General features: G+C 60.6%; 23 protein-coding genes. 8 read left to right on the top strand and 15 right to left on the bottom strand.

All coding sequences use genetic code 11. The annotated features are described in order from the left end of the window. Window positions 1–37 precede the first annotated feature (37 nt). The 6 genes from ACTHND_RS06510 to ACTHND_RS06535 all read right to left on the bottom strand — a co-directional run bounded on the left by ACTHND_RS06510 (window position 38) and on the right by ACTHND_RS06535 (window position 5671). Entirely contained in the window at window positions 38–337 is a 300-nt protein-coding gene (locus ACTHND_RS06510) for a RusA family crossover junction endodeoxyribonuclease (protein WP_440177027.1), read from the bottom strand. Between the two features lie 59 nt (window positions 338–396). Next, window positions 397–1209, bottom strand: a complete 813-nt coding sequence (locus ACTHND_RS06515; protein WP_440176943.1) for a peptidylprolyl isomerase — start codon at window positions 1207–1209, stop codon at window positions 397–399. Next, window positions 1206–2471, bottom strand: a complete 1266-nt coding sequence (locus tag ACTHND_RS06520; RefSeq protein WP_440176945.1) for a cytochrome P450 — start codon at window positions 2469–2471, stop codon at window positions 1206–1208. The genes ACTHND_RS06515 and ACTHND_RS06520 overlap by 4 nt, the downstream gene beginning before the upstream one ends. A gap of 68 nt (window positions 2472–2539) precedes the next feature. Continuing rightward, window positions 2540–4843, bottom strand: a complete 2304-nt coding sequence (locus ACTHND_RS06525; protein ID WP_440176947.1) for an ATP-dependent helicase — start codon at window positions 4841–4843, stop codon at window positions 2540–2542. 222 nt (window positions 4844–5065) lie between these two features. After that, a complete protein-coding gene (locus ACTHND_RS06530; RefSeq protein ID WP_440176949.1) occupies window positions 5066–5314 on the bottom strand; it encodes a ribbon-helix-helix domain-containing protein in 249 nt (82 codons plus the stop codon). 159 nt (window positions 5315–5473) lie between these two features. Then, complete coding sequence (locus ACTHND_RS06535; protein WP_090646213.1) at window positions 5474–5671, bottom strand: DUF4169 family protein; 198 nt, start codon at window positions 5669–5671, stop codon at window positions 5474–5476. A 370-nt stretch (window positions 5672–6041) separates the two neighbouring features. On the opposite strand from ACTHND_RS06535, the gene ACTHND_RS06540 reads away from it, so the two are divergent. Then, a complete protein-coding gene (locus tag ACTHND_RS06540; RefSeq protein WP_303831079.1) occupies window positions 6042–6440 on the top strand; it encodes a YccF domain-containing protein in 399 nt (132 codons plus the stop codon). Window positions 6441–6446: 6 nt separating this feature from the next. Here ACTHND_RS06540 and ACTHND_RS06545 read toward each other — a convergent pair whose 3' ends face one another. Both ACTHND_RS06545 and ACTHND_RS06550 read right to left on the bottom strand, forming a co-directional pair. After that, window positions 6447–7289: a HAMP domain-containing protein gene (locus ACTHND_RS06545; protein ID WP_440176952.1), complete on the bottom strand. Its 843-nt coding sequence runs from the start codon at window positions 7287–7289 to the stop codon at window positions 6447–6449. A 133-nt stretch (window positions 7290–7422) separates the two neighbouring features. Then, window positions 7423–8763 carry an MFS transporter gene (locus tag ACTHND_RS06550; RefSeq protein ID WP_440176954.1) on the bottom strand — a complete coding sequence of 447 codons (1341 nt, stop codon included), beginning with the start codon at window positions 8761–8763 and terminating at the stop codon, window positions 7423–7425. 167 nt (window positions 8764–8930) lie between these two features. Between ACTHND_RS06550 and ACTHND_RS06555 the strand changes: the two genes are divergently transcribed. After that, on the top strand, window positions 8931–9173 hold the full coding sequence (locus tag ACTHND_RS06555) for a ParD-like family protein (RefSeq protein ID WP_440176956.1): 243 nt from the start codon (window positions 8931–8933) through the stop codon (window positions 9171–9173). Continuing rightward, the gene (gene map, locus ACTHND_RS06560; RefSeq protein WP_440176957.1) at window positions 9157–9918 is read left to right on the top strand and encodes a type I methionyl aminopeptidase; all 762 of its coding nucleotides are present in this window, start codon (window positions 9157–9159) and stop codon (window positions 9916–9918) included. The genes ACTHND_RS06555 and map overlap by 17 nt, the downstream gene beginning before the upstream one ends. Window positions 9919–10028: 110 nt before the next feature. On the opposite strand, the gene ACTHND_RS06565 is transcribed toward map, so the two are convergent. The 4 genes from ACTHND_RS06565 to ACTHND_RS06580 all read right to left on the bottom strand — a co-directional run bounded on the left by ACTHND_RS06565 (window position 10029) and on the right by ACTHND_RS06580 (window position 15889). Continuing rightward, complete coding sequence (locus ACTHND_RS06565; protein ID WP_440176959.1) at window positions 10029–11687, bottom strand: GH39 family glycosyl hydrolase; 1659 nt, start codon at window positions 11685–11687, stop codon at window positions 10029–10031. Window positions 11688–11854: 167 nt separating this feature from the next. Further along, window positions 11855–13651, bottom strand: coding sequence for an IlvD/Edd family dehydratase (locus ACTHND_RS06570; protein WP_440176961.1), 1797 nt, complete (start codon window positions 13649–13651; stop codon window positions 11855–11857). Between the two features lie 18 nt (window positions 13652–13669). After that, entirely contained in the window at window positions 13670–14869 is a 1200-nt protein-coding gene (locus ACTHND_RS06575) for an aldose epimerase family protein (protein ID WP_440176963.1), read from the bottom strand. Between the two features lie 225 nt (window positions 14870–15094). After that, window positions 15095–15889 carry a FadR/GntR family transcriptional regulator gene (locus ACTHND_RS06580; protein ID WP_440176965.1) on the bottom strand — a complete coding sequence of 265 codons (795 nt, stop codon included), beginning with the start codon at window positions 15887–15889 and terminating at the stop codon, window positions 15095–15097. A gap of 151 nt (window positions 15890–16040) precedes the next feature. Here ACTHND_RS06580 and araD1 point away from each other — a divergent pair, with 151 nt between their 5' ends. After that, on the top strand, window positions 16041–17048 hold the full coding sequence (araD1, locus tag ACTHND_RS06585) for an AraD1 family protein (RefSeq protein ID WP_440176967.1): 1008 nt from the start codon (window positions 16041–16043) through the stop codon (window positions 17046–17048). 52 nt (window positions 17049–17100) lie between these two features. On the opposite strand, the gene ACTHND_RS06590 is transcribed toward araD1, so the two are convergent. The 3 genes from ACTHND_RS06590 to miaA all read right to left on the bottom strand — a co-directional run bounded on the left by ACTHND_RS06590 (window position 17101) and on the right by miaA (window position 21989). Continuing rightward, window positions 17101–19053 (bottom strand): alpha/beta hydrolase family protein, encoded by a 1953-nt coding sequence (locus ACTHND_RS06590; protein ID WP_440176969.1) that lies wholly within the window; start codon window positions 19051–19053, stop codon window positions 17101–17103. Between the two features lie 12 nt (window positions 19054–19065). Beyond that, the gene (locus ACTHND_RS06595) at window positions 19066–21048 is read right to left on the bottom strand and encodes an alpha/beta fold hydrolase (RefSeq protein WP_440176971.1); all 1983 of its coding nucleotides are present in this window, start codon (window positions 21046–21048) and stop codon (window positions 19066–19068) included. 71 nt (window positions 21049–21119) lie between these two features. Further along, on the bottom strand, window positions 21120–21989 hold the full coding sequence (gene miaA / locus ACTHND_RS06600; RefSeq protein ID WP_440176973.1) for a tRNA (adenosine(37)-N6)-dimethylallyltransferase MiaA: 870 nt from the start codon (window positions 21987–21989) through the stop codon (window positions 21120–21122). Between the two features lie 84 nt (window positions 21990–22073). On the opposite strand from miaA, the gene ACTHND_RS06605 reads away from it, so the two are divergent. The 4 genes from ACTHND_RS06605 (at window position 22074) to ACTHND_RS06620 (ending at window position 26150) form a co-directional block, all read left to right on the top strand. After that, on the top strand, window positions 22074–23180 hold the full coding sequence (locus tag ACTHND_RS06605) for an Mrp/NBP35 family ATP-binding protein (RefSeq protein ID WP_440176975.1): 1107 nt from the start codon (window positions 22074–22076) through the stop codon (window positions 23178–23180). A 70-nt stretch (window positions 23181–23250) separates the two neighbouring features. Beyond that, entirely contained in the window at window positions 23251–23607 is a 357-nt protein-coding gene (locus ACTHND_RS06610; RefSeq protein WP_440176977.1) for a zinc ribbon domain-containing protein YjdM, read from the top strand. A gap of 92 nt (window positions 23608–23699) precedes the next feature. Beyond that, the gene (locus tag ACTHND_RS06615; RefSeq protein WP_440176979.1) at window positions 23700–24794 is read left to right on the top strand and encodes an NADH:flavin oxidoreductase; all 1095 of its coding nucleotides are present in this window, start codon (window positions 23700–23702) and stop codon (window positions 24792–24794) included. A 156-nt stretch (window positions 24795–24950) separates the two neighbouring features. Continuing rightward, the gene (locus tag ACTHND_RS06620) at window positions 24951–26150 is read left to right on the top strand and encodes a hypothetical protein (RefSeq protein ID WP_440176981.1); all 1200 of its coding nucleotides are present in this window, start codon (window positions 24951–24953) and stop codon (window positions 26148–26150) included. Window positions 26151–26253: the final 103 nt, after the last annotated feature.

Genomic DNA, 26253 nt, shown 5'->3' on the forward strand with positions numbered 1-26253 from the left:
ACCTCCCCTCCAAGAGGGGAGGATTTTAGTAATGTCGTCAGGCCTGATGCTTAAGCGCGTACACCCGGATATGGATCTGCTCGCGGTCTCCGGGATGACGCTCGACCAGCAGGCGGGCCACCTGGCTGTCATCATGAAAGACAAAGCCCTTGATGGCATCGAGCAGGGCCTTGGCGAGGTTGTCGAGGTCCATCCACGGCGGATCGCCGATATGTTCCATACGGATTTCGACGGCGTAATCGCCCCAGGCGGCGCGTGAGCCGCGCCATTCCTTGCGGAAGAACTCATAGACCAGGGGCTTGTAATATTTGGCCTGGGTGGTCAGGCCGTCGATCATGATCTCGATGCCGTCGGGTGTTTCCCGCGCCCGGACCTTGCCCGCGGTAATCCACTCCGTCACGGGATCACCCGCACCGGTACAGTGAGGTCGCAGATGGAAAAATCGGCGCCTTTCGCCGCGCGCACCTGATCGGCCAGGGATTTGAAAGCTGCACTGTCGGTTTTCAGGATGTCGATGCGCGGGGCTTTGGGCATATCCGCCAGCACCCGGACATAGAGCATCGAATCCGGATGCGCGGGCGGCTCGCCGGCGGCCAGGGATTGCAGCACATCGCCACCAGCGATCACCTGACCGAAAAGGGTGTATTCGTGATCGAGCCGCTGGGTGGGCGCCAGCATGAAATAGATTTCTGAATTGGCCGAATCGACGGGCATGTCATCACGGCCCATGCCCATCGTGCCGGTGCAATGCGTCGCCCAGGCATGTACCGCCTGGTCAGGATTGGCGTCCATGCGCGTTTCATCGACCGAGACATAGGGCAGGGCGCCCATGAAGCCCTCATTGAGACCCGCCGGCCGCGCCACCACGGTATGCGGCATGGCGGCGTTCAGGCGGAAGCGGAATTCCGGCTTCAGGTTGGGCAGTTCCGTCTTGCCGCTGTCGTGATTGTTCGGATTGCCGGTCTGGGCCACGAAGCCGGGAATGACGCGATGGAACTTCAGTCCGTCATAGGTGCCGCGCCGCGCCAGCAGCTTGACCCGCTCGACCGCATTGGGCGCGATTTCCGGATGCAGTTCGACGTACAGCCGACCCTTTTCGGTATCGATGACCAGGACATTCTGCGGATCGGCCGCGCGCCAGTCGGATTCCGCCGCCTGAAGCGGGGACGCCAGCAGGGCGGTTGTCAGCAGAAGGGCCGCGCGGATCATGCCGTGAGGACGTCCAGCTTCGCCAGGCCGCGAACGCCGGGAACGACGCGCCAGTCGGGCGGGCTGTCATCGGCCTTGCGCATGTTGGGGAAGCGTTGCAGCAGCTTCAATATCGCCGTCTGGCCTTCGATGCGGGCCAGCGGCGCGCCGACGCAGATATGGGCGCCGGCGCCGAACGACAGGTGCGGATTGGGCCGGCGGGAGATGTCGAAACGGTGCGGATCGTCGATGCGGTCTTCGTCACGGTTGGCTGAGATCAGGCTGACCACCAGGGCGTCGCCCTTGTGATAGGGGCAGCCCCCGGCTTTGCCATCCGCCTTGGCGAAGCGCGCCGAGAACGAGATCGGCGGCTCGTAACGCAGGATTTCCTCGATCGCGCCATTGATCAGCTTCGGATCGGCGAGGATGGCCCTCCGGGCCTCATCGTGAGTCAGCAGCAGGTAGATGCCATTGCCGATCAGGTCGGCCGTGGTCAGGTGGCCGGCCACCAGCAGGGCGAAGAGGTTGAACAGGATCTCATTGTCATCGATCGGCGCGCCGGCGGCCTGCGCCGCCAGCAGGTCGCTGACCAGGTCGTCCTGGGGCTCGACGCGGCGCGCCTCCATCAGTTCCTTGAAATGGCTCAGGATTCCGCGGCGTCCATCAAGCGCCAGCTTTTCCTGTTCGGCCGACTTGGTAGGGTCGAAGGCCAGTTGGCCGGCCTCGGTCCAGACCTTCAGCGACTCGAACATTTCCGGCGGTGAGCCCAGGATCGTGCCCAGCACCTGGATGGGGATGCGGGCGGCATAATCATTGACGGCATCGAAGCTGTCACGACCGGCCAAGGTATCTATCTGCGCGTCGATGATGCGGGCCACCAGCCCTTGCGCCCCGGCGGCGCGCTTCAGGAAGGCTTCGGCGACAATGCCGCGCACCCGGCCGTGGTCCGGATCATCGAGGGTCAGCATGGAGTCGTGCTTGCCGAATTCGGCGGCCATGGCGGCATTCAGACGGCGGACATTGGCGATGACCGGATTTTCCGGCGCGGCGTCGTCGAAATTACGCGACAGCGAGCGGTCCATCAGGCTTTCGCGGCCCACGCCATAGGCGCTGATCAGCATGGCGGGAATCATGCCATCGTGCTCGACCGGCCGCTCGCGGCGCTGCGGGTCGAAAAGCGCGTGCGGATCGGCGCGCATGGCCGGGTTCAGTTCGGAATATTCAAACAGCAGGAAGCGGGGAGGGGCAGGTTGTCTCGCGCCAGGATCTTGTGAATCGGGCATCAGGTTCTCCGTTGCCTCCGCGAGCGACGTACCCCCCGGTACCGTCTTCGCAGGTGCAAACCTCTTCCTTATGCCCGCTCAACGAAGCTGTCTATGACCTTTTTATCACCCGAGGTCTCAAAATTAACGATAAGCTTGTTGCCTTCGATCTCGACAATCAGGCCATAGCCGAACTTCATATGGAAGACGCGCTCGCCCAGTTTGAAATTCTTGGCGGAGGGCTTGACCGGCGCTGGTTGGCGGTGCGGGGTCGGGCGCGCCTTCGTCTCCAGCCGGCTCATATCGACACCGCTGAGGTCACCGCCATAGGCGGGGGCTGCCGCTTTCTTGGTGTAGTTGGGCTCATAGCCCGCGCGGTCCCAGCGGCTTTGCTGCGATTGCCAGCCTTGCGAGGCATAGCCGGTCTGCGAGGTGGCCTCGACATGATCGATCGGCAGTTCATCGACGAAGCGCGACGGAATCTGGTTGGTCCAGCGGCCATAGACCTGGCGGTTGGCGACAAAGCTGATGCGGGCCTGTTCGCGGGCGCGGGTAATGCCGACATAGGCCAGGCGGCGTTCCTCCTCCAGCGACTTCAGCCCGCCTTCATCCATGGAACGCTGCGAAGGGAAGATGCCTTCCTCCCAGCCCGGCAGGTAGACAACGGGGAATTCCAGCCCCTTGGCGGCGTGGAGGGTCATCAGGCGGACGCTGTCGCCGCCATTGTCGCGCTCCAGGTCCATGACGAGCGAGACATGCTCCAGGAAGGCCGCCAGATCATCGAAGGCGGCCATCGAGTCGCCCAGTTCTTTGAGGTTATCGAGCCGGGTCTGGCCGGAGGTCTTGTCGGCACGCTGCATGTCGTAATATCCGCTGTCGGTCAGGATGGTGTCGAGCAGGACATTGGCCTGCATGTCTCGGCTTAAGTCCAGCCAGCGGGTGAAATCGCGCATGAAGCCGACCAGTGGCGTCTTGGCGCGGGCGGGCAGTTCGTCGGTCTGGATCAGGTCGCGCACGGCGGTCATGACGCTGACGCCGGCCAGGCGCGCCTGTTGCAGCAGTTTTTGCACGGTGGCGTCGCCGATGCCGCGCTTGGGCACATTGATGATGCGCTCGAAGGCCAGGTCGTCGTCGGGCGACTGGATCAGGCGGAGGTAGGCGATGGCGTCGCGGATTTCGGCACGTTCGAAGAAGCGCGGGCCGCCGACCACCGTGTAGGGGATTTGCAGCATGACGAAGCGCTCTTCAAAGGCGCGCATCTGGAAGGAGGCGCGCACCAGCACCGCCATGTCCGACCACTTGCGCGGATCGGAATCACGGGTGCCCTTGTGGAGGCGCTCCATGTCTTCGGCCACAAACTGCGCTTCGGCCGCGCCATCCCACAGGCCCTGGACCTGGACCTTGTCGCCGCCTTTTTGATCGGTAAAAAGCGTCTTGCCAAGACGGGCGGTATTGGCCTTGATCAGGCCCGCGGCCGCGGCCAGGATATGTTGCGTTGATCGGTAATTGCGCTCCAGCCGGATGACCTTGGCGCCGGGATAGTCGCGCTCGAACTTGAGAATATTATCGACCTCGGCGCCGCGCCAGCCATAGATCGACTGGTCGTCGTCACCGACGCAGCACAGGTTGCGGTCGGCATTGGTCAGCAGGCGCAGCCAGAGATACTGCGCAACATTGGTATCCTGGTACTCGTCCACGAGCACATATCTGAACTTGCGGTGATAGGTCTCCAGGATGTCCGGGTGTTTGGTCAGGATTTCGAGATTGTGCAGCAACAGGTCGCCGAAATCGCAGGCATTGAGGATGCGCAGGCGGTCCTGGTACATCTGGTAGAGCTTGACGCCGCGGTTGCCGGCGAACTCGCTGCCTTCCCCACCTTTCACCTTGTCCGGCGTCAGGCCCTTGTTCTTCCACTGGTCGATATGCCAGGCGAAAGACTTGGGCGTATAGCGCTTCTGATCGATGTTTTCCTGCTCGAAGATCGCCTTCAGCAGGCGCACCTGATCGTCGTCATCGAGGATATTGAAGCTCGATTTCAGCCCGACCAGTTCGGCATGGCGGCGCAGTATTTGCGCCGCGATCGAATGGAAGGTGCCGAGATTTTGCAGACCCTCGGCCGAGGCGCCGATCAGCTTCTGCGCCCGCTCGCGCATTTCGCGCGCCGCCTTATTGGTGAAGGTAACGCAGAGGATTTCCCACGGCCGGGCCAGCCCCTGCGCCAGAATATGGGCGATGCGGGTGGTGAGCACGCGCGTCTTGCCGGTGCCGGCGCCGGCCAGCACGAGCACCGGTCCCTGCACGGTACGGACAGCCGACTCCTGCTCCGGATTGAGGCCGGTGAAAAAGTCGGGACGGGCGGCAGCCATCTGGCTTATGGAGGGCGATGTGGTCATGCCCCTCAGTTAATCGCAGTTGCGGGCCGCGCCAAGTGCGAAATGGCCGTGATCACCGGAATTAGCACAAAAAGTGAACGCGCATTCAGCAATCCCATAGCCCGGCCCTGACATATCCGGGCTGCGGATGCCTCATTTAGCGTAACTGTGTTATTCACCGGAGTTTAAAAATACCGCCGTTCTCAACCTTTCCGCGATACGGAAGTGAGGTTCGGCGGTTTCTCAGCCTTCGGAAGATTTTTTGCGCCGGACCGCGCCGCCCTTGTTTTGCACATAGGCCAGGGCCGACAAACGGCAGAATGAGGCCAGCAGGCTCGCCCCGCGTTTTGAGTCAAGCTCGGCTATCAGGGCGGCCAGGCTGATTCGACGGTCCTTCGAGATCGTTTCCAGAACCGCCCAGAATTCGGGCTCCAGGGCGACCGATGTGGCGTGGCCGGCGAGGTTTACGGAACGTTTTTTTAGACCAGGCATTGTTTTCCTCCGATTTCATGAAGACATGCCTCCGCTTGGTGTGAAACGCCTGATGAGCCTCCGGCTTTCACTGGGGTCAGTTTATTCATGATGACCTCTGGTATTATTTAACCTCACGTCAGTGAGTGAAGTTAATCTGGGGTCTTTTATTGAATGTCGTCAACCTTTTTTATTGTCAGCCTCGGTTGTGAGGCGTTTCTGTCCAAGTTTTTGCGCATCTCTTTTTTGCCTTAGCTTTTCCTGTTTTCTAACAGTGGTTGAAATGCCGTAGACAATACGATTTTCCTCGGCTTTGCTTTTTTCATCTTGTTTTTTCTTGGCTTTTCTAACCTTGTTGAGGTTGATCAGGTCGGCCATAGGCAGGGGGCTCCGGTAAAGACATGTTAAAATCCGGCTCTCGGATATCTCCAATTACCGTACCGTACTGTTCGGTTACTTGAGACTTTAATTCGCAAACTCAAGTAAACGAGGTGGGCGGGCTATAGTCTTCGCGCGCAGTTTGAAGCGTTTTCAAGGTTTTCGCCCTGCGGGTGCGAAGGCTGGTAGTCTCCTTTAAGTATATGCCTCATCAGGTGCGGAGTCCATCGCACGGTTCTGTGATCACAGGTAACCGGGTCCGCGCGGATGGCGCGCCGTCGCAGTCTCATAAGTGACGGAAAATTAAGATGACGTTCGCGCGGGGACGGGCATACTGCACCCGTTACTTTTCCAGTCCGGAGGCGCTTTCGTGACGCTGCTGCTCAACATCCTGTGGTTCATTTTCGGCGGCTTTATTTCGGGCTGCCTGTGGCTTTTCGGCGGGCTGATCCTGGCCTGCACCATAGTGGGCCTGCCCTGGGCTTTCGCCGCCTGGCGGATCGCCGGGTTCGTTTTCTGGCCCTTCGGGCGTCAGATTGTCGACCGGGAAGCCCATACCGGCGAAAGCGATCTTGGCACGGGCTGCCTGGGCGTTTTCCTGAATGTTATCTGGTTCGTGTTCGCCGGCTGGTATATCGCCCTGTCGCATGTGCTGGTGGCCATTGCCGAGGCGGTGACCATCATCGGCATTCCGTTCGCCTTCAAGGACATCCAACTGGCGCAACTGGCCCTGGCGCCGATCGGCAAGATGGTGGTCGATAAGCCTTAGGCCAGGCTAATCCAGAAGGATTTCTCTAAGCTTGAGTTCTTTCTCATGCTCTTCCGCAGCCTTGGCGGCGGCCAGGCGCTCGGCCTCCTGGGCGCGTTCCTTGAGCACGGCCAGGGCGCGCCAGACGGATGAGACCTCGTCCTGGCCATCGGTTTCCTCGATGACCTGATCATATTCTCCCTTGGAGGTCCGGATGATGGCCGAAGCCAGGTTGCGCAACGGATCGGTGATGAAGTGCGACACGATCCACAGAGAGATCGCCATGATGATGGCAATGCCGATCAGGGCGGTGAGCAGGAAATCGCTGGCGCGGCGCTTGTTGAAATGGTCGGCTTCGGCCTTTGCGGCGGCCAGATCCTTGCGGGTCTTCTGCACCAGGTTCTCGACCTGGACCTGGAAGCCGATGCGGTCATCCCGATTGCTTGTGCTCAGGGCTTCGGCGCCGGCGATATCGCCGCTCCTGGCCAGTTCGATGACATGCCGGCGCAGGCTGATAAAGCCCGTTGCCTGGGCGGCCAGGGAATCGATCTGCGGTTTTTCGGCCGGCGCAGCGTCGACCTGCCACTTATGGATGAAGCTTTCCATCTCGTTAAGATCGGCGGCCATATTGCTGAGGAAGCCGTCGCGCTGCTTGTCATCGACCGCGATATAGATGCCGCGCGTTTCCATGACGACATTGCTGATCAGGTGGTTGAAGCGTTCGCCGCGCCAGGTGCTGTCATAGGCGTGGTCGTAGTCCTTCATCATGCGATTGTAATCGCTGATGGTCAGGAGGCCGAGGCCGGTAACGGTAAACGCCATCAGGGCGAAACAGCCGACCAGGATCAGAATCCGCGCGCGAATAGACACGACATACCCCTCCGTAATCTGCCGCTTTTCGCGGCCTTGTCAGGGGATGCCACAAGCGCCGCCGGCCTGAGACTCTCCCCTGAACCTAAAGGAATACACAGATTTTAAAGAAGCGCTACTGATTATAAAAGTGCTATTGGCCAATTGTTTGGTTGCGCTTTAGCTTGGGGCTCAGGAGGTGAACGACGCCAAAAGCCACCAGATAGGTGAAGGCGGCAATCATGAAGATGATGGAATAGTTGTGCGTCTTGTCGAGGATATAGCCGACGAATTTCGACATGAACATACCGCCGACGGCGCCGGCCATGCCGCCGATGCCGATGACGGAGGCAACGGCGGAGCGCGGCAGAAGGTCGGACGGCAGGGTGTAGAGATTGGCCGAAAACGCCTGGTGGGCGGCGGCCGCCACGCCGATGATAAGCACGGCGAGCCACAGATTGCTGGTGCCCTGGGCCAGCAACACCGGCAGGACGCACAAGGCACAGATCAGGAGCGTTACCTTGCGTGCCATATTGACCGATATGCCGCGCTTGATCAGGTTCGAGGACAGCCAGCCGCCAGCCACGCTGCCGACATCGGACAGCAGGTAAACGGCAATAACCGGCGGGCCGAAAGATTTCAGGTCGAGCCCGTAGTTTTTCTGGAAAAAATCCGGCAGCCAGAACAGCCACAGCCACCAGATTGGGTCGATGAAGAACTTGCCAAGCGCAAAGACCCAGGTTTCCTTTACGAACAGCAGTTTGAACCACGGCACCTTGTCGACATGGTCGGCGGGATCGCTCTGGATCAGGGCCAGTTCGGCGGCATTGACACGGGCGTGTTCGGTCGGGCGGCGGTACATGACCCACCAGACCACGGCCCAGATCAGGCTGAGGGCGCCGGTGACATAGAAGGCGCCGCGCCAGCCCCAGTCGAGGCCCGGCAGATTGATGGGACCGAAACCGAAATTGAGGCTGACGGCGCCGAGCGCAATCATCGGCACGATCAGCGGCGCGATGATAGCGCCGATATTGGAGCCGGCATTGAAGATGCCGGTGGCCAGGGCCCGTTCACGCTGCGGGAACCATTCGGTCACCGCCTTGAGACTGGACGGGAAACTGCCCGATTCCCCGATACCGAGCGCGACGCGCGCCAGGGTAAATTGCAGGCCGGAGGTCACCGCGCCGGTGAACATATGGGCCAAGGTCCAGACCGAGAAGGCGAGGGTATAGCCGATGCGCGCGCCGATCTTATCGAGGATGCGTCCCCAGGCCAGGAAGCCCAGGGCATAGGCGGCCTGGAACCAGAAAACAACGTCGGCATAACCTTCTTCGGTCCAGCCCATTTCGGCGGAAAGCGGTCCTTTCAGGACGCCGATCATCTGGCGGTGGACATAGTTGATGGCGATGGCCGCCAGCAGCAGGCCGCATATTGTCCAGCGGTAGTGGCTGGGTTTCTGAGTGCCGGATGAGGGCGGAGCGCTGGCAGGCGTCATGACGTATCCCTGTTTTCTGTTATCCCGCCAATAGGCTTGAATGTGACACCGGTGTCAATATGTGCGCCGAATAAAATAAGGCGCGCCGGTCGCTTAAGCCTTTTTCGTCACTGGCCCTGGCTTGCGAAAATGGCGGAAAGTTTATATGATTTGTACATAAACCATATATGGATCGTGTGATGGGCATTCTGAAGATCGATGATGATCTCCACGAGGAGGTGCGCAAGGCCGGCAGCGTCATGTGCCGGTCGATCAATGCGCAGGCGGAATTTTGGATGCGTATCGGCATGATTGCCGAGGCCAATCCGGGCCTGACCTTCAATGAGATTGTCCGCCAGCAGTTTCGCAGCGCCGGCGTTCGCATAGATGGGCTTCACGCCGCAGGATTGGCGCATGATCAAGACGCCTGATGATCTGCGCCTGATGGCGCAAAGCGGGAAGCTGCTGGCCGAGGTGTTTCATATGCTTGACCGGCAAACCCTGATCGGCCGTTCGACGCTCGATATCAACGACCAGGTCGAACGCTTCATTGTCGAGGACCTGAAGGCGCGGCCGGCCAGTAAGGGGCAGTACGGCTTTGCCTATGTGCTCAACAGTTCGATCAATCAGGTCATCTGCCATGGCGTGCCGTCGGCCAGGGACGTGCTGAAGGATGGTGATATCGTCAATCTCGATATCACCCTGGAAAAGGACGGCTTTATCGCCGATTCCAGCAAGACTTATCTGATCGGCAATGTCCCGGCGGCGGCGAAGCGGCTGGTCCGTGTAACGCAGGAAGCCATGTGGAAGGGCATCCGCGCTGTGCGCCCTGGGGCGACCCTGGGCGACATCGGCCATGCCATTGAAAAGCACGCCAAGGCGCATGGCTACAGCGTGGTGCGGGATTTCTGCGGTCATGGCATCGGCCGGGAGATGCACGAGGAACCGAGCATCCTGCATTTCGGCCGCGCCGGCACCGGCCAGACCCTGAAAGAGGGGATGACCTTCACCATCGAGCCTATGCTCAACCAGGGCAGCGCCAAAACCATGACGCTGGACGACGAATGGACGGTGGTGACGCGCGATGGCAAGCTGTCGGCGCAGTGGGAGCATACAGTGGCGGTGACCGCGACAGGTGTGCAGGTGCTGACCCTGCGGCAGGATGAGACGGCTTAAGACGCCATTGCTTTCCGGCGGCGGTGATCTTACCCCTCCGTCTCGACGCGCTTCGCCTGACGGCCTCGCTTGCTCGCCACCTCCCCTCCAAGAGGGGAGGAGCTTTTGCTTTAAGACGCCGGTTTCAGCACCAGCAGGGTGACCCCCTGGCGCGGCAGGTCAAAGGTCAGGTGGCCGTCCTTTACGACCACAGGCGCGTCTGGCTTGAGTTCGGCGGCGCTTTTCAGAGCAGCATATTGCGCGTTATCCGGCGCCAGCGGCGAGCCCATGGCCTGGTAGGCAGCAAAGCTGTTGGCGTGATCCTTGTCGACGCGATAGCGGGTCATGATCGCGCCGTTGCGGAAGACCGCCGGCAGATGATCGAGCGCCAGTGAGACCGCCGCGTCAGGGCCGGCGACGGCGTCATCATGATAATGCCAGACAAGCACGGTTATAGTGTCGCCATCACGCGCTGCCGTCACCCCCACATCGGCATCCCCGCGCACACCGCCGGAGAGAACGGCGTCGAGTGGGGTTTCGTGATCTGATGTGGCCGCCAGATGCTGGCCCTTCATCTGGGCAAACAGGCGGAAAACATTGAGCACCGGCATGTCGATGCCATTGCTGGCCAGTTGGCGGAAACCGGCGAAATAGCGCTGGTCCTCGAATTCGAAGGCCCAACTGAGCGCGCCTTTCAGCTTGACGCCGCGCCGCTGCGCCAGTTCAGCGACGCGCGGGAAGGTGGCCGCGGTATAGCTCGAATACATGGTGCCATTGCGATAGGCATTGGCCGGGCCCTGGCAGGCGGCGCAGCCTTCCGGATCGAACTCCCCGATGATGATCGGCTTGTCCCTGAAGTCCGGCCGCGCGGCGATGGTGGCGAAGGCGTTGTCGGCCCCTTTTAGCTGCTGGGCGATGCCCATGCGGACATGACCGCCATTTGGTCCGTCGACGAACTCCGGCGCGCCCTTGGCATGGAAGGACAGGAAGTCGGTCGGTGTCTGCGTCTGCGCCATATGGTCCATGAAGCCGGTGAGGAAACTCTTGTCGGAGCCGGCCATGTCTGGCCCGCCGACGCGGGCGTCGGGCAGGGCGCGGCGCACGGCCTTGACGGTGACTTCATGCAGCCTGAAGAATTCCTCGCGCGTGCCGCCCCAGTAGAAATCGAGATTGGCCTCGTTCCATGTTTCCCAGTACCAGCTTGCCACCTCGTCATGGCCATAGCGTTCGACGCAGTGCTTCACCCACTGATAGACCAGTTGCTCCCACTTGCCGTAATCCTTCGGCGGATAGGCCCAGCCAGTTTTGATGTCGCGGTAGTCGAGGCCGGGGCGCCATGAATGCTGATAGGGTTCGGGATTAGTGGAGAGCGCCTCCGGCATGAAACCGACCTCGACATAGGGCTTCACGCCGCGCGCCAGATAGGTGTCGAAGATATGGTCGATGATCGTCCAGTTATAGACCGGATGGCCCTGCGCATCTTCCGTATAGGCATTGGTGCTGCCCCACTTGAAGGCCGGGGTGCCGTCGCCGGTACTGAGCAGGTTATGGGCGCGAAAATAGACATGACCGGGAGCGAGCGCGCCCAGTTCGCCGATCAGTTGGCGACCGTCTTTCATGGTGGCGTAGTTGGGCTCGTCGGCGCCAAAGAAGCGCCAGATCGGCTCGACGGGGGCGGTGGTCTTCGCGGCATCCACCTCGATCTTCACCGGAAAACTGCCGGCGGATGCGGAAACGGCCGCGCTCATGAAAAGCGCGACCGTCAGCAAGGCGGTTTTGAAAAGCGGCATCGGCGTTTCTCCTTGCAGGGCGCCGCAGCGCATAACGCGTTCCGCTGTGGCGAAAAGTGTTGGCCGGTGAGAAACGTACCGCCGTAAGCGGGCCTCAGACGTACTCTTGTACGTGAGGAACGTATCGCAGCCGGATGAGACTTTGCAGACCAGCGGGGCGCGTTAGGCTAGTGGTTGTCGCGCGGCAGGCCCTTTGTCTGGGCAATGCGCTGGAAGGGGACAGCGTCTTCCAGGCAGGCGCCGGTGCCCATCTGGCCGACGATCGAGCGCTGGATGGCCTGCCACGGGGTCTGGCTGGCGGGGTATTTGTAACCGCCGGCGGCTTCGAGGGCGGAGCGGCGCTCGGCCAGTTCCTCGTCGCTGATCTGGACGTTGACAGTGCCTTTCAGCAGGTCGACACGGACCATGTCGCCGTTGCGCAGCAGGGCGAGATTGCCGCCCGCCGCCGCTTCCGGAGAGGCGTTTAGGATCGAAGGCGAACCGGAGGTGCCCGACTGGCGGCCATCGCCGATACAGGCCAGCGAGTGGATGCCGCGCTTGATCAGGTAATCCGGCGCCCGCATATTGACGACCTCGGCCGCGCCCGGAAAACCGATCGGGCCCGCGCCACGCATGAACAGGATGCAGTGTTCGTCGATGTTTTCCGATTCATCGTCGATGCGGTGGTGATAGTCTTCCGGACCGTCAAAGACGACGGCTCGGCCGACAAAGGCTTCCGGATCGGCGGGGTTCGACAGGTAACGTTCACGGAATTCCTGGCTGACGACCGATACCTTCATCACGGCGGAATCGAACAGGTTGCCGGACAGCACGCGGAAGCCGGCGCGTTCCTTCAGCGGCTGCTCGAAGGTCTTGATGACATTCGGATCTTCGATCACTGCGTTACGGCAGTTTTCGCCCATCGTCTTGCCATTGGCGGTCATGGCGTTTTCATGGATGAGGCCGTGCTTCATCAACTGGTTGACGACCGCCGGCACGCCGCCGGCATGGTGGTAGTCCTCGCCGAGATACTCGCCGGCGGGCTGGAGATTGACCAGCAGCGGCACTTCTTCACCATAGGTCTGCCATTCCTCGACCTTGAGATCGACGCCGATATGGCGCGCCAGGGCATTGAGGTGGATCGGCGCATTGGTGGAGCCGCCGATGGCCGAGTTGACGCGGATGGCGTTGATAAAGGCTTCCTTGGTCAGGATGTCCGAAGGCTTCAGATCTTCCTTGACCATGTCGACGATACGCAGGCCGGTACGCCAGGCACATTCCGAACGGTCGCGGTGCGGCGCGGGAATGGCAGCGGCGTAGGGCAGTTGCATACCAAGGGCTTCGGCCAGGGAGTTCATGGTCGTGGCCGTACCCATGGTGTTGCAGAAGCCGGGCGATGGGGTCGAGGAGGCCACCATCTTGATGAAGCCCTGGTAGTCGATCTCGCCGGCCGCCATCATTTCACGGGCCTTCCAGACGATCGTGCCCGAACCGGTACGCTCGCCCTTATACCAGCCATTGAGCATGGGGCCGACCGAGAGGGCGATGGCCGGAATGTTGACCGTGGCGGCGGCCATCAGGCAGGCCGGGGTGGTCTTGTCGCAGCCGATGGTGAGGACGACGCCGTCAAGCGGATAGCCGTACAGCGTTTCGACCAGGCTGAGATAGGCCAGGTTGCGGTCAAGGCCCGCCGTCGGGCGCTTGCCGGTTTCCTGGATCGGGTGGACCGGGAACTCGATGGCGATACCGCCGGCTTCCCGGATACCTTCACGGATGCGCTGGGCCAACTGAATATGCTGGCGATTACAGGGGCTGAGGTCCGACCCCGTCTGGGCAATGCCGATGATCGGCTTGCCGGACTGCAGTTCATCGAGCGACAGCCCGTAATTCATATACCAGCTGGCATAAAGCGCCGTCATGTCGGGCTTTTCCGGATTATCGAACCAGGCACGGGAACGCAGTTTGGGTTTTGAGGAGTCGGACATCAGGATTTTACTTTGTGGTTATTTCAGGGTGTAGAAGTGTTGAACGGTAGTCTGGGTATAGGTCTGGCCCGGATCGAGACGCGTCGTCGGGAAGGCCGGATGGTTGGGGCTGTCCGGGTAGCGCTGGGCTTCAAAGGCGATGGCCTGATATTTCACCAGCGACTGGCCGCCCTTGCCGACGATCTTGCCGTCGAGGAAGTTGCCCGTATACATCTGGATGCCTGGCTCGGTGGTTGAGATGGTCATGCCACGGCCGGAAGTCTTGTCTTCCAGGGTGACGGCCAGTTTCGGGGTCGGGGTCACGCCGCCACGAATGATGTAATTGTGGTCGATTCCGCCATTGGCCAGGGTGATCTGCGGATTGGACATCTTGACGCGATCGGTGACCAGGGCCGGCGCGGTGAAGTCGAACGGCGTGCCCTTGACCGGCAGTTCCTTGCCCGTCGGGATCAGCGCCTTGTCAACGGGCAGGATGGCGTCGGATTCGATCTTCAGTTCGGCATCAGTGGCCAGGCGGGTGGCGGGGATGCCGCCCAGATTATAGAGGCCGTGGTTGGTCAGGTTGATGACGGTCGGCTTGTCGGTCGTGGCCTTGTAGGAGATGGCGACGTCATTGTTTTCATTCAGGGTATAGGTGACTTCGGCGATCACGTTGCCGGGGAAGCCTTCGTCGCCGTCCGGCGAGGTCAGGGTGAAGGTGACCGAGGCGGAATCAGCGCCCTGCTGGACGTCCTTGATGGCCCAGACGTGCTTGTCCCAGCCCTTGGGGCCGCCGTGCAGGGTGTTGGTCTTGTCGTTGAGCGGCAGGGTGTAGGTCTTGCCGTCGAGGGTGAACTTGCCGCCGGCGATGCGGTTGGCGTAACGGCCGACCGTGACATTGGTGTAGTTCGGGGTCTTTTCGTAGCCTTCGATCGAATCATAGCCGATGATGATGTCAGCAGGCGTGCCGGCCTTGTCAGGCACCATCAGGCTTTGCATGGCGGCGCCGTAGGTGATCAGCTTGAGGGTGATGCCCTTGGTGTTCTTCAGGGTGACGCTTTCGATGGCCGTGCCGTCAGACAGCTTGCCAAAATCGCCGCGGACCGCGGTGACGCCGGTCGTGGCCGTGGTGGCGCCGCCCTTATCGGCAGGCTTGCTGCACGCGTTCAGGCTGAGCATGGCGCCCAGGCTAAGGGCGCTCAGGCTGGCGACCAGCACCATTTTTTTCGTAACTGACATTCGGGACATCCTCTCTGAAACCGTTTGTGACGCCCTTGGGCGCCGGTTGTTCATTCCTGCACGGCGGGCGTCCTTTACGGACGTGCGCTTATGATTGTCGTGACCTGTCATACCGCGCGGGCATTAGTCGGACAATAAAAAAAGCATATATCGTACAAAATTAAGCGCAAAAACCATCAAATCCACTGTGCAGACGGATGGATTGGGCGCACGATCACTCTATTTTTAAGGGTGAAACGTTTTTTGTGTGTCTTCGTGTGCCATGCGGATCAGTGATTCCATGCACCAGCGCGCACCGCCCGCATCACGGCGCTCGATCGCCTCGAAAACGCGTTCGTGATCGGGCACGGGGTCACGGGTCAGGGCGTTGTGGCGGGCCTTGTAACGCGTGGTCCAGGAAACGGCGGCTTCAATGGAACTGGACAGCGAGGCCAGAGCCTCATTGCCGGTGGCCTGGATCAGGGCGTGGTGGAATTCGAGATCGGCCCGGCGGCCGGTTTCGGTTTGCAGGGTGTCGCGCTTCATGATTTCCAGCGCCGACCGCATGGTCTCGACCTGTTCGTCGGTGCGGCGGATGGCGGCCAGTTCGGCGGCGGCCGGTTCGGTGATCAGGCGCAACTCGAAGAGGGATTTGATAAAGTCCTGGCTGGGTTCGGTCTCGAACATCCAGCCGAGCACTTCAGGGTCGAGCAGGTTCCAGCGCTCGCGTTCGGTGACGCGGGTGCCGGTCTTGGGACGGCTTTCCACCATGCCCTTGGCCGCCAGGATGCGAATCGCCTCGCGGTAGGCCGAACGCGAGATGTCGAGCTTGGAACTCGATTCGATTTCATTGGGCAGGATCTCGCCGGACTTGAACGTGCCGCGCAGGATATCGACGCCCAGCCGATGCGCCAGGGCGCCGTGCAGACGGCCCTGATACATGGTATGGCCGTGAGTGGCGGCGTTATGGGGTTCACCGCGCAGGGGGCGGGGGTTGCTGATCTTCAACCGGTTGCCTGTAGACCGCTCGTCCTGGGGCATATTCGATATAGGTTTCCTCATAGTCCACACATGACATTGAATTGTCTGTTTGACAAAGTGAATTTACAAGTTAAAGAGCGGCTGTTATAGCCATTTGTCTGAGTTAATGGTGGGCGAAAGAAGCCATGCCCGCAAAAAGAGGAAAACCGTCATGACCTTGCGCCTTATACAGATTGTTACCCAAGAAGGCGAACGCCGCGTTCTGGCGGGCCAGGACGATGGTTCCGCGCGCGCCATCAATGGCGTCAGTTCCACCTATGAACTGGCGCGCAAGGCCATCGCCGCCGGCAAGTCTCTTGACGCGCAGGTCGCGGTTCAGGGGCTTGGCGAGGACGTCGATGTCGCCCTGGCGCTTTCCGAAGGCCGCGTGCTGGCGCCGATCGATCATCCGGACGCAGCCCACCTGCACGTCACCGGCACCGGCCTGACCCACCTGGGTTCCGCCGAAGGCCGCGACAAGATGCACAAGGCTGCGGCCGCGGCTGAAACCCAGACCGATTCCATGCGCATGTTCCTGATGGGTGTGAAGGACGGCAAGCCGGAAGCCGGCAAGGTCGGCGCTCAACCGGAATGGTTCTACAAGGGCAACGGCACGCAACTGGTCGGCCCCGGTGCCGAACTGCAGTCGCCCTCCTTCGCCGAAGACGGCGGCGAGGAGCCGGAAATGGCCGGCATTTACGTTATCGGCGATGACGGCGCGCCGTACCGGATCGGCTATGCCCTGGCCAACGAGTTTTCCGACCATGTTACCGAAAAGCAGAACTATCTGTGGCTGGCCCATTCCAAGCTGCGCCCGGCCTCGCTCGGCGTCGAGATCCTGACCGGGGAACTGCCCAAGGACGTGCGCGGCACCTCGCGCATCTGGCGCGAGCATTCAGGTTCTTGGGAGGTCATCTGGGAAAAGCCGTTCATCTCGGGCGAGGATAATATGTCCCACACCTTCGCCAACCTGGAGCATCACCACTTCAAATATGACCTGTTCCGCCAGCCGGGCGATGTCCATGTCCACTGCTTCGGCACGGCCACGGCCTCCTTCGCCGATGGCGTCCAGACCAAGGACGGCGACGTATTCGAGATCACCGCCGCGCCCTATGCCTACGGCCTGCGCAATCCGCTGATCACGCGCGCCGAAGAAAAGGTCGCCGTGAACGTGCTGTAAAGGCGCTTCATCTCAATGAAAAAGCCGCCGGAACGATCCGGCGGCTTTTTTGTTATGTGGGTGGATTATATTTTTCGATGAAGGCAATAATCGTCTTGTACATATCAGTCCGCGCGGCTTCGTTGGTCTGCCAGTGGTCCTCATGCTCATAAGGCTGGAAGGTTACATCCTTGCCAGCGGCTTTCAGGGCTTTTGCCATATTGGCGCTTTGTGAAAACTCGACCACAGTGTCGTCCTTGCCGTGGACGATCAGCACCGGGATATTGCATTTATCGACATGCTTGATCGGCGAAATGTCATCGAGCGTTTTTTCGTCGCCGAGAAAACGTTGCAGGTAACGATAGGAGGCCGGTACATACATGGCGTCGGCAGGACGCTCGCGGTCGAGGAATTGGCGAATATCGGAGATGCCGGCGACATCGACGGCACAATTATAGATGCCGGTGTCAAGCGTGGCGCCTGCCAGGGCTGCATAGCCGCCATAAGAGGCACCGCTGATACAAACACGTTTTGGATCAACGATTCCCTGGCTGGCAAGATAACGAACGCCGTCTGATAGATCAGTCTGCATCTTGCGCCCCCACTGGCCGTAACCCGCTTCGGTAAACTTGACGCCGTAGCCTTCCGATCCTCTGAAATTGGGCTGCAAAACGGCATAGCCACATGAGGCATAGGCCTGAACTTCTGAGTCGAAACCTACTCCATCCCGTGCCTGTGGGCCGCCATGCGGATGAACGACCAGAGGCAGATTTTTAGCCTCCCGATTAGGAGGCAGGGTGAGATAGGCTTCTATCTGAGTGCCATCAGCGGCTTTATAAGTAATAACCGACTTGCTGGTTATCCACTCGACTGGAATGTCCGGATAGGCATAGCCGATCGTCACCACTTCGCCGGTGCGAAAATCAATGTAATAGTAGGTGCCGGCGTCGTCTGATCCTTCACTATACACAATCACCTGTAGGGGGTTGATCCCCCGTTCAATGATGGCGAACCGATAGCCCTCCATGGCCTTTTCGGTCTTTTTGACAATATCCTGATCAACGGCGGCGAAGTAGCTATAATGAGACCAGCCATCATATGTCCGGATGCCGTTCAGGCAGAAGGTTATGGGGTCAAAGGTAGGGGTTTCGTTAATAGCACTCTTCACCAATGGCGCCGAAAGTTTGCCATCGGGCGCCATTTCATAATACATGCCTTCGCCGTCCTCGGTTGGCATAAAGACGACCAGTGACTTGCCGTCCCGGCCCAGACCAGCAACATAGGGGCGGTCGATGTCGCACTTTAGGCTGTATATTTCTTTCCAGCCACCAGAATTGTATTCAATGCTGTAGGTTTTCGACTTGTCGGAATAAATCGTGCGGGCGACGAGATCGCCCTGCGGTGTCATAATCCAGCTTCGGGTGCCAATAGGCGCCCTATCCATTACAGAGGCGCCGCTGCCATCGAGACTAAAACGATAGAGAAAATGGGCCTCGTCTTCAAAGCCTGTTTTGTAACTCGACGCCGTAATTTGCGCCTTCCCCTTGTAGTTTATGACGTTAACATTGCCGGTTACAAAACTTTCGAATCCGGCCAAATCTGCGAAAAGGGTGTTAATCGCTGGGGAGGCGATATTATAAACGCTGACTATGGTGAAGGTCTGCCGTCCGCCGGCGAAGCGTTCGATCTTTCCAGTAGCGAAGGTTGATACAGCTAAATGGCTGTCGTCCACCCATGCAAGTGAAGAGACCTTGGCCACGCCGATGTTGAAGGTTTGTCCCTGCTTGGTATCCAGATCATGCGTGATGATAAATTTGACGCCTTCCTTTTCCTGCAAATAGGCAATCTTGCGGCCGCTGGGAGACAGGCAGACATTGCGAATGCTTTCCGCCTTGGCCCAGTCTTCCGGTTTGGGGGCAGGCGGAAGAGTGGGCGCCTGCGCAAGGGCTTTCGCTCCAACAATCGTCGTAAGAGCTGCGGCACCGGCGCCAGTCATCAGATGCCGGCGGTTGAATGAAATGGTCATGGCTGCCTCCAGTCAAGTTGCCGGGTTATATTTTTCGATAAAGGCCAGGGCGGCCTTCATCATTTCGATGCGTGACGAGCCGACGGTTTCCCAGTGGTCCTGGCCCTTGTAGGTGACGAATTCAACCGGCTTGCCGGCGTGTTTCAGAGCGCTTTCCATGCGCCGGCTCTGGTCGATCGGCACCACGGTGTCGTCCGTGCCGTGGATCAGCAGGACCGGGCAGGCGGCCCGGGCGGCCTGCTTGACCGGCGAGATGTCATCGTAAGTATTCGGATCGCCCATGAACTGCTTCCAGTAGAGGACGCTCGAACTGCTGCGGCTGTCGGTCTTTTCGGCCACAAAGCTGATAAAGCTTTTCGGGTCGCTGACGCCGGCGATCGATACGGCACAATTATAGATGCCGGGATCTAGCGTGGCACCGGCCAGGGCCGCATAGCCACCATATGAGGCGCCCATGATCGCCACACGCTTCGGATCGACCATGCCTTTCTTGACCAGGTAGCGCACGCCATCGCTGAGATCGGTCTGCATCTTGCGGCCGAATTCACCATGGCCGGCGATGGCGAAGCCGCTGCTGTAGCCGCCGGAGCCGCGGAAATTGGGCTGCAGCACCGCATAGCCGCGCGAAGCCAGGGCCTCCGTCTGCCAGTCGAAGCTGATCGTGTCGCGCACCTGTGGTCCGCCATGCGGCAGGACAATCAGCGGCAGGTTCTCCGCCGCCTTGCCATGCGGCAGGGTCAGGTAGCCGGGGATTTCCATCCCATCGGCCGCCTTGTAGGTGATGGCGGTCTTTTCAGTGATCCATTCGACGGGCAGATCTTCGTAGTTCTGGCTCAGCACCTGAAGCGCGCCGGTAGAGAGATCGGCGAAATAATAGGTGCCGGCATCCTCGGCGTTTTCGCCGTAGAGAATCATCTTGCGCGGGTCTTCGGCAAATTCGATGATGGCCGTGCGATAATCGGCGCCCATCAGTTCCGGCAGGGCGTCGGCTATCTTCTTCAGGAGCGGATCGGTGTAATCATAGCCTACCCAGTCGTCATGATGGGAGAAGCCGGCCAGGCGGCGGGTCACCGGATGGTAGAGGGGCGAGGTGCTGATATAGTCGCTGGTATCGAGCGAAGGCCCCAGCACCCCGTCGGCGGAAATCTCGTGATATTCGCCCTTGGCCTCGCCCTTGCTGAAATAGACGACCACAGAGGCGCCATCGCGGCCGAGGCCCTCCAGCGACGGATAGTCGAGCGCCTCCTTCATCCGGTGGATGACCTTGAAGTTCTCCATCTTACCGCGCGGCGCCATATTGTAATAGAGCCGCCATTCCTTGCGCATCTCGTCGAATTCGGAATAGGCAACCAGATAGCCATCGGGCGCCACGACGAAACCCTCGGTATCGCGTGACGATTCATAGGCCAGCTTGCCGCGCCCGCTATCCAGCGGGAACTGATAGAGGCAGTAATTATACTCGCCCTGCATCCGGTAGTTCGCTGCCATCAGTTGATAGGCGCCGTCTATCCTGACGCGATAGACCGGCCCCATGACGATGCCGTAAAAATCCTCCTCCTTGTCAAACAGGGTGCGCAGCTTGACCGTGCGCAGGTCGAGCACGCGCGCCAGGCTCAGTTCCTGTTTGCTGCCGGTGAACTGGGGCAGGGAGGTGGTCTGCGAATCGACGATGACGACGTGGTCGTTACTGCCCCAGAAGAGGTTGCGGATCTTCGCCGGGCCTAAGCGAATGCTTTTGGCGGTGGGTTCGGCGACATCGAAATAGATCAGCATCTTGTCATCGCCTTTCTGGCTGATGACGGCGACGCGCTTGCCATCGGGCGACAGGGCGATGTTATCGACCTGTGGCGTGGCGGCATAGATTTCGATCGGCGGCGGACCACTGGAAGCCGTCGCGGTCTTGTCGTCCGCCCGCGCGGCCTGAGGCAGAAAGCCGAGCGCGGATACGGCGCCGGAAAGCCGTAACAGGGAACGGCGGTCTAGTTTCAATGTCATGGAACCCCCCACAGGTTTGCTCCGGGAAAAGGTATCTCTTTCCCGTCAGGGGCGCAAGCGGGGCTGAAGACTTATCCCGGTTGTTTGAACTGGTTACGGAACCAGGTCGATTGTCGCTTGGCGTAGTTGCGTGTTTTTTGCCGGGCCAGGGTCAGGGCGTCCTCCAGCGTGGTTTCGCTTTTCAGATAAGCGACGAATTCGCCAAGGCCCAGAACGCGCATGATCGGCCAGTCGGGCTCAAGTCCCTTGTTCATCAGGGCGCGGACCTCATCGAGCGCGCCATGATCGAGCATGATCTGGAGGCGGCGGTCGCAGCGTTCGTAAAGCCAGGCGCGATCGGGATGGAGGATGTCGAGTGTGTAGGTTTCCGGCGCCAGTTCCGGAACGGTATGGGTTTGCCACCAGGTCAGGGCCCGGCCGGTTTGCAGCCAGACCTCGTAAGCGCGTGAGAGGCGCTGCTGGTCATTGGGCATGATGCGCGCCTCGGCTTCCGGATCGTGCTGCTTTAATTGCGCGCGCAGGGCCTCTTCGCCCATCTCGTCATAGGCCGCCCGCGCCTGAGCTCGTACGGTGTCTTCGATATCGGGGATTTCCGCCAGGCCGTGGACAAGGGCATTGAAATAAAGACCGGTGCCGCCGACGATGCACAGGGGCGGCCCGCCTTGCAGCGCCTCGGCAATAAAGGGGCGGGCGGCGCGCAGCCAGTCGCCGGTCGACCACAGTGTCCGGCCATCAAGATGTCCGTAAAGCCGGTGCGGCGCGCGGGCGGTCTCGGTCGCGTCGGGCCGGGCGGTGAGTGTCGGCACATCGGCATAGAGCTGCATGGAGTCGGCATTGAGGATCACGCCGCCGGTTTTTTCGGCCCATTCGAGCGCCCTTGCCGACTTGCCCGAAGCGGTCGGGCCGGCCAGCAGGTAAAGAGGCGCGTCATTTTGCATCATGCAGGCTTTTGGACTTTAACTGGCGGCGCTTAGAGCCTATGTGGAACGCGATTTCTACAACCAAGCCTTCCCGAAAGATAGTCCATGACTGATAAGGAAACCGTCCTGGCCGCGCTGAATACCGTCATCGATCCGGTGAGCGGGCAGGGCTTAAGCGATGCCGGCCTGGTACGCGCCCTGATCGTATCAAAGGAACGCGTCGGTTTCATGCTGGAAGTGCCGCAGGATCTGGTGACGCAATATGGGCCGGTGCGGCTGGCGGCTGAAAAATGCCTGGCTGGCCTTGAGGGCGTGACCAAGGCGCAGGTGGTGCTGACCGCCGAACTGGCGCCCAATCCGCAGCCGCAAAAGCAGCCTTCCGCCAAGCTCTCCGAACGCGCCGTGGAAGACAGCCGCCCCAAGGCGCCGGTGGCCAGTGTGCGGCCGCATCATGTGAAGAAGGTGATCGTGGTCGGTTCCGGAAAGGGTGGGGTTGGCAAGTCGACCGTATCGCTCGGCTTGGCGATCGGCTTGTCGCAGCTTGGCTTACGCGTCGGCTATCTCGACGCCGATATCTATGGCCCTTCGGCGCCGGTCATGCTGGGCCTGCGCACACCCCCAGAATTTGGGGCCGACAAGCTGATGGTGCCGCCGGAAGCCTTTGGCCTGAAGGTCAATTCGGTCGGTTTCCTGGTTGATCCTGATCAGGCGATGATCTGGCGCGGGCCGATGGCCTCGCAGGCCCTGACGCAATTGCTGACGCAGAGCCGCTGGGGCACGGCGGAATACCCGCTCGATGTGCTGGTGGTCGACCTGCCGCCGGGCACGGGCGATGTGCAACTGACCCTGACCCAGAAGACCCTGATCGATGGGGCGGTGGTGGTCTCCACACCGCAGGAAATGGCCCTGGCCGATGCCCGTCGCGCCGTCACCCTGTTCGGCAAGACGGCCATTCCGGTGCTCGGCGTGGTCGAGAACATGGCCTATATGATGGCGCCGGATGGCAGCGAGATGGAGATTTTCGGCCGCGGCGGCGCGGTGCGGATGGCCGAGGCGCTGAACGTGCCGTTTCTTGGCGAGGTGCCTCTTGATTCGGCGATGCGCAAGGGGTGCGATGAAGGCCGGCCGGTCACCGCGCTGGCGCCGGATGGGGAAATGGCGGCGCGTTTCAAGGTCATGGCCGAACGGATTATGACCCGGCTGGCGACGTGAGCGCGCGAACCGGAAACGGCCGCCGGATAATCCCTGAATTGCTTAAATTTCTTTGATAGCGAGTGCTTTTATGAGTGAAATACCGCCCTGCCCCAAATGCCAGTCCACCTATGTATACGAAGATGGGGCGCTTCTGATCTGCCCCGAATGCGCCCATGAATGGCCGCAGGGGGCTGCCGGTACCGCAGAAGCTGGAGACGATGCCGGTTTTGTCGTGCGCGATGCGAATGGTGCGGTGCTGCAGGATGGCGATACCGTCACCCTCATCAAGGATCTGAAACTGAAAGGCTCCTCGGATGTCGTCAAGGTCGGCACCAAGGTCAGGAATATCCGTCTGGTCGACAGCGACCATAATATTGATTGCAAGGTGCCCGGTATTGGCGCGATGGGATTGAAGTCGGAATTCGTAAAGAAGGTCTCGGATTAGGCGCAGGGCGCCGCGCATTCTTGAGCCCTGTGACCTTGCACTGCAGCATACCGTAACCATATCAGCAACTGATACGCTTACGGAGTCGCCACATGTCCCTCAATACCCTGTTTTCGCCCTTTGCCCTGAAGAACCTGACCCTGCAAAACCGCATCGTCATGGCGCCGATGACGCGGAACTTCTCTCCGGGGGGCATCCCCAACCAGGCGGTGGCCGACTATTATGAGCGCCGCGCGGAAAACAATGTCGGGCTGATCCTGACGGAGGGCACCGTGATCGAACGTCCGGCCTCCAAGAATGAAGCCAATATCCCCAATATCTACGGCGAGGCCCTGAACGGCTGGGCCAAGGTGGTCGAGACCGTTCATGCCAGGGGCGGCAAGATTGCGCCGCAGATCTGGCATACCGGCTCGGCCTTCGGCAACAACCCGGACTATCGCCCGACGCCGATGGATTCGCCTTCCGGCATCGGTGTAAATGGCGGGACGGTTGGCGCGCCGATGAGCGAAGCCGACATTGCCGATACGATTGCCGCCTTCGGGCGTGCGGCGGGCGATGCCAAGCGGATCGGCTTCGACGCCATCGAACTGCATGGCGCGCATGGCTACCTGATCGATGAATTTTTCTGGGACGGCACCAATAAGCGCAGCGATAAATGGGGCGGCGCCACGATCGGTGAACGCACGCGATTTGCCGTCGAGGTGGTCAAGGCGGCGCGGGCCGCGGTCGGTCCGGAGTTCCCGGTCATCATTCGTTTGTCGCAGTTCAAGTCGCCGGTCTATGACGCCAAGGTCGCCAAAACGCCTGACGAGATGGAACAATGGCTGACGCCGCTGCTCGATGCCGGCGTCGATATCCTGCACTGCTCGCAGCGCCGCTTCTGGGAGCCGGAATTCGAGGGCTCGGACCTGAATTTCGCCGGCTGGGCCAAGAAGATCACCGGCGCGCCGACGATTACGGTCGGTTCTGTAGGGCTGTCAGGCGAATTCATCGCCGCGTTCGGCGGCGAGGTGTCGCAACCGGCCTCGATCGACGGCCTGCTCAGGCGTCTCGATGCCGGCGAATTCGACCTTGTGGCGGTGGGCCGTGCCCTGCTGGCCGATCCGGAATGGGTGGAAAAAATCCGCGCCGGCCGGGGCACGGAAGCCAAGGGTTTTGAACGCGCACTTCTCGGATCGCTCGTCTAACGGCGTTCTTATACATTGCCAGCCGCGCCGATCCGGCGTATCCAGTCTGCGATAATTCTCTCAAATTGCGAACTGGAAATGCCGATCGGCGCGGAGGTGGCTATGCGTTCAGTAAAGCGTCTGTCAGTTTTATGCGTAATTGCCGGGGCAAGCGTGATGCTTAGCCCGGTTGAGGCGGCGGCACCCGTCAAGCAGGTGGTCACTGGTCCGGTGGCGCGCTACTGGGTGGATACCGCCACCACCAGCGGGATGAGCCTGGGCGGCGGCAAGCCTTCCATGAGTTCGATCATGGGCATGATGGGCGGCGGCGATAATGTTCACCACAGCCTGTATCTGCGCCTGGGTTCCAGTCAGGCGGCCAGCGGTGCTGCGGCAGCCGATCACCTGCCGCCGGCGGGGCTTGGCACCGGGAATTTGCCGCTGCAATATACGCCCGGCACGCCGGTCAAGCGCGACTATACGCCGGGCGAGACGACCGATCATGAAACACCGAAGGGCAAGATCCTGATCTTCTGGGGCTGTGGCGCTCATGCGCCGGCCGGCCAGCCACTGGTGATCGATCTGGCGAAGATTGCCGATCCGGCCCAGCGTCAGACCATGGCGCTGTCGATGTTCAAGCCGATCGCCCTCGATGCCGTGCATCCGCCGTCGCCAACGACTGCCAAGACCTATGGCGAATGGCCGAACAGCCAAAGCGCGAAGGATATCAAGGGTTCGCTCGCCGGCGCCCATACGGTGAAGGGCAATTACAGCCCGCAGATCGATTTCACCCTGTCACAGGCCCAGGATTTCATGGACCCGATCGACGTCACCGGCAATGCGACCGATGCCAGCGGGGCCACGCGCCTGACCTGGACCGCTATTCCCGGTGCGAAGGGGATCGTCGCCACGGCCATGGGCGGCGGTCAGCAGAACGGCGAGACGGTGATGGTGATGTGGACCTCGGCCCAGGTGCAGACCGGCTGGATGGGTATGGCGCCGGACTATCTGACGCCGAACGATATCGACCGCCTGCTGGGCAATAAGGCGCTGTTGCCCGGTGAGACGACCACCTGCACCGTGCCGGCCGAGGTGGGCCAGAACGTGCAGGGGGCGATCTACGGCATTACCGCCTATGGCGGCGAGGCTAATTTCAGCTATCCGCCGCGCCCGGCCGATCCGAAGACGCCGTGGAACATCGCCTGGGAAACCAAGGTGCGTTACAAGACCTCGACCGGCGGAATGCTGGGTCAGGACATGGCCGGTATGATGGGCGGGCGGCAAGGTGACAGCTCCCAACCGCAGGACGGCAAAAAGAAGAAAAAGGGCTTTGGCCTCGGTGATATGATCAAGTCAGGTGCCGGGCTTATACCTTAAGCAAGAACCCCCACCACCGCATCTAGCGCTGCGCGCGTCGTGCGGTCCCCCTCCCCGACAAGTCGGGGAGGTATAAGAAATTTCCACACTTGTACCTCCCCAG

The organism is Asticcacaulis sp., assembly GCF_051954415.1.
In the GTDB taxonomy this organism is placed as follows: domain Bacteria; phylum Pseudomonadota; class Alphaproteobacteria; order Caulobacterales; family Caulobacteraceae; genus Asticcacaulis.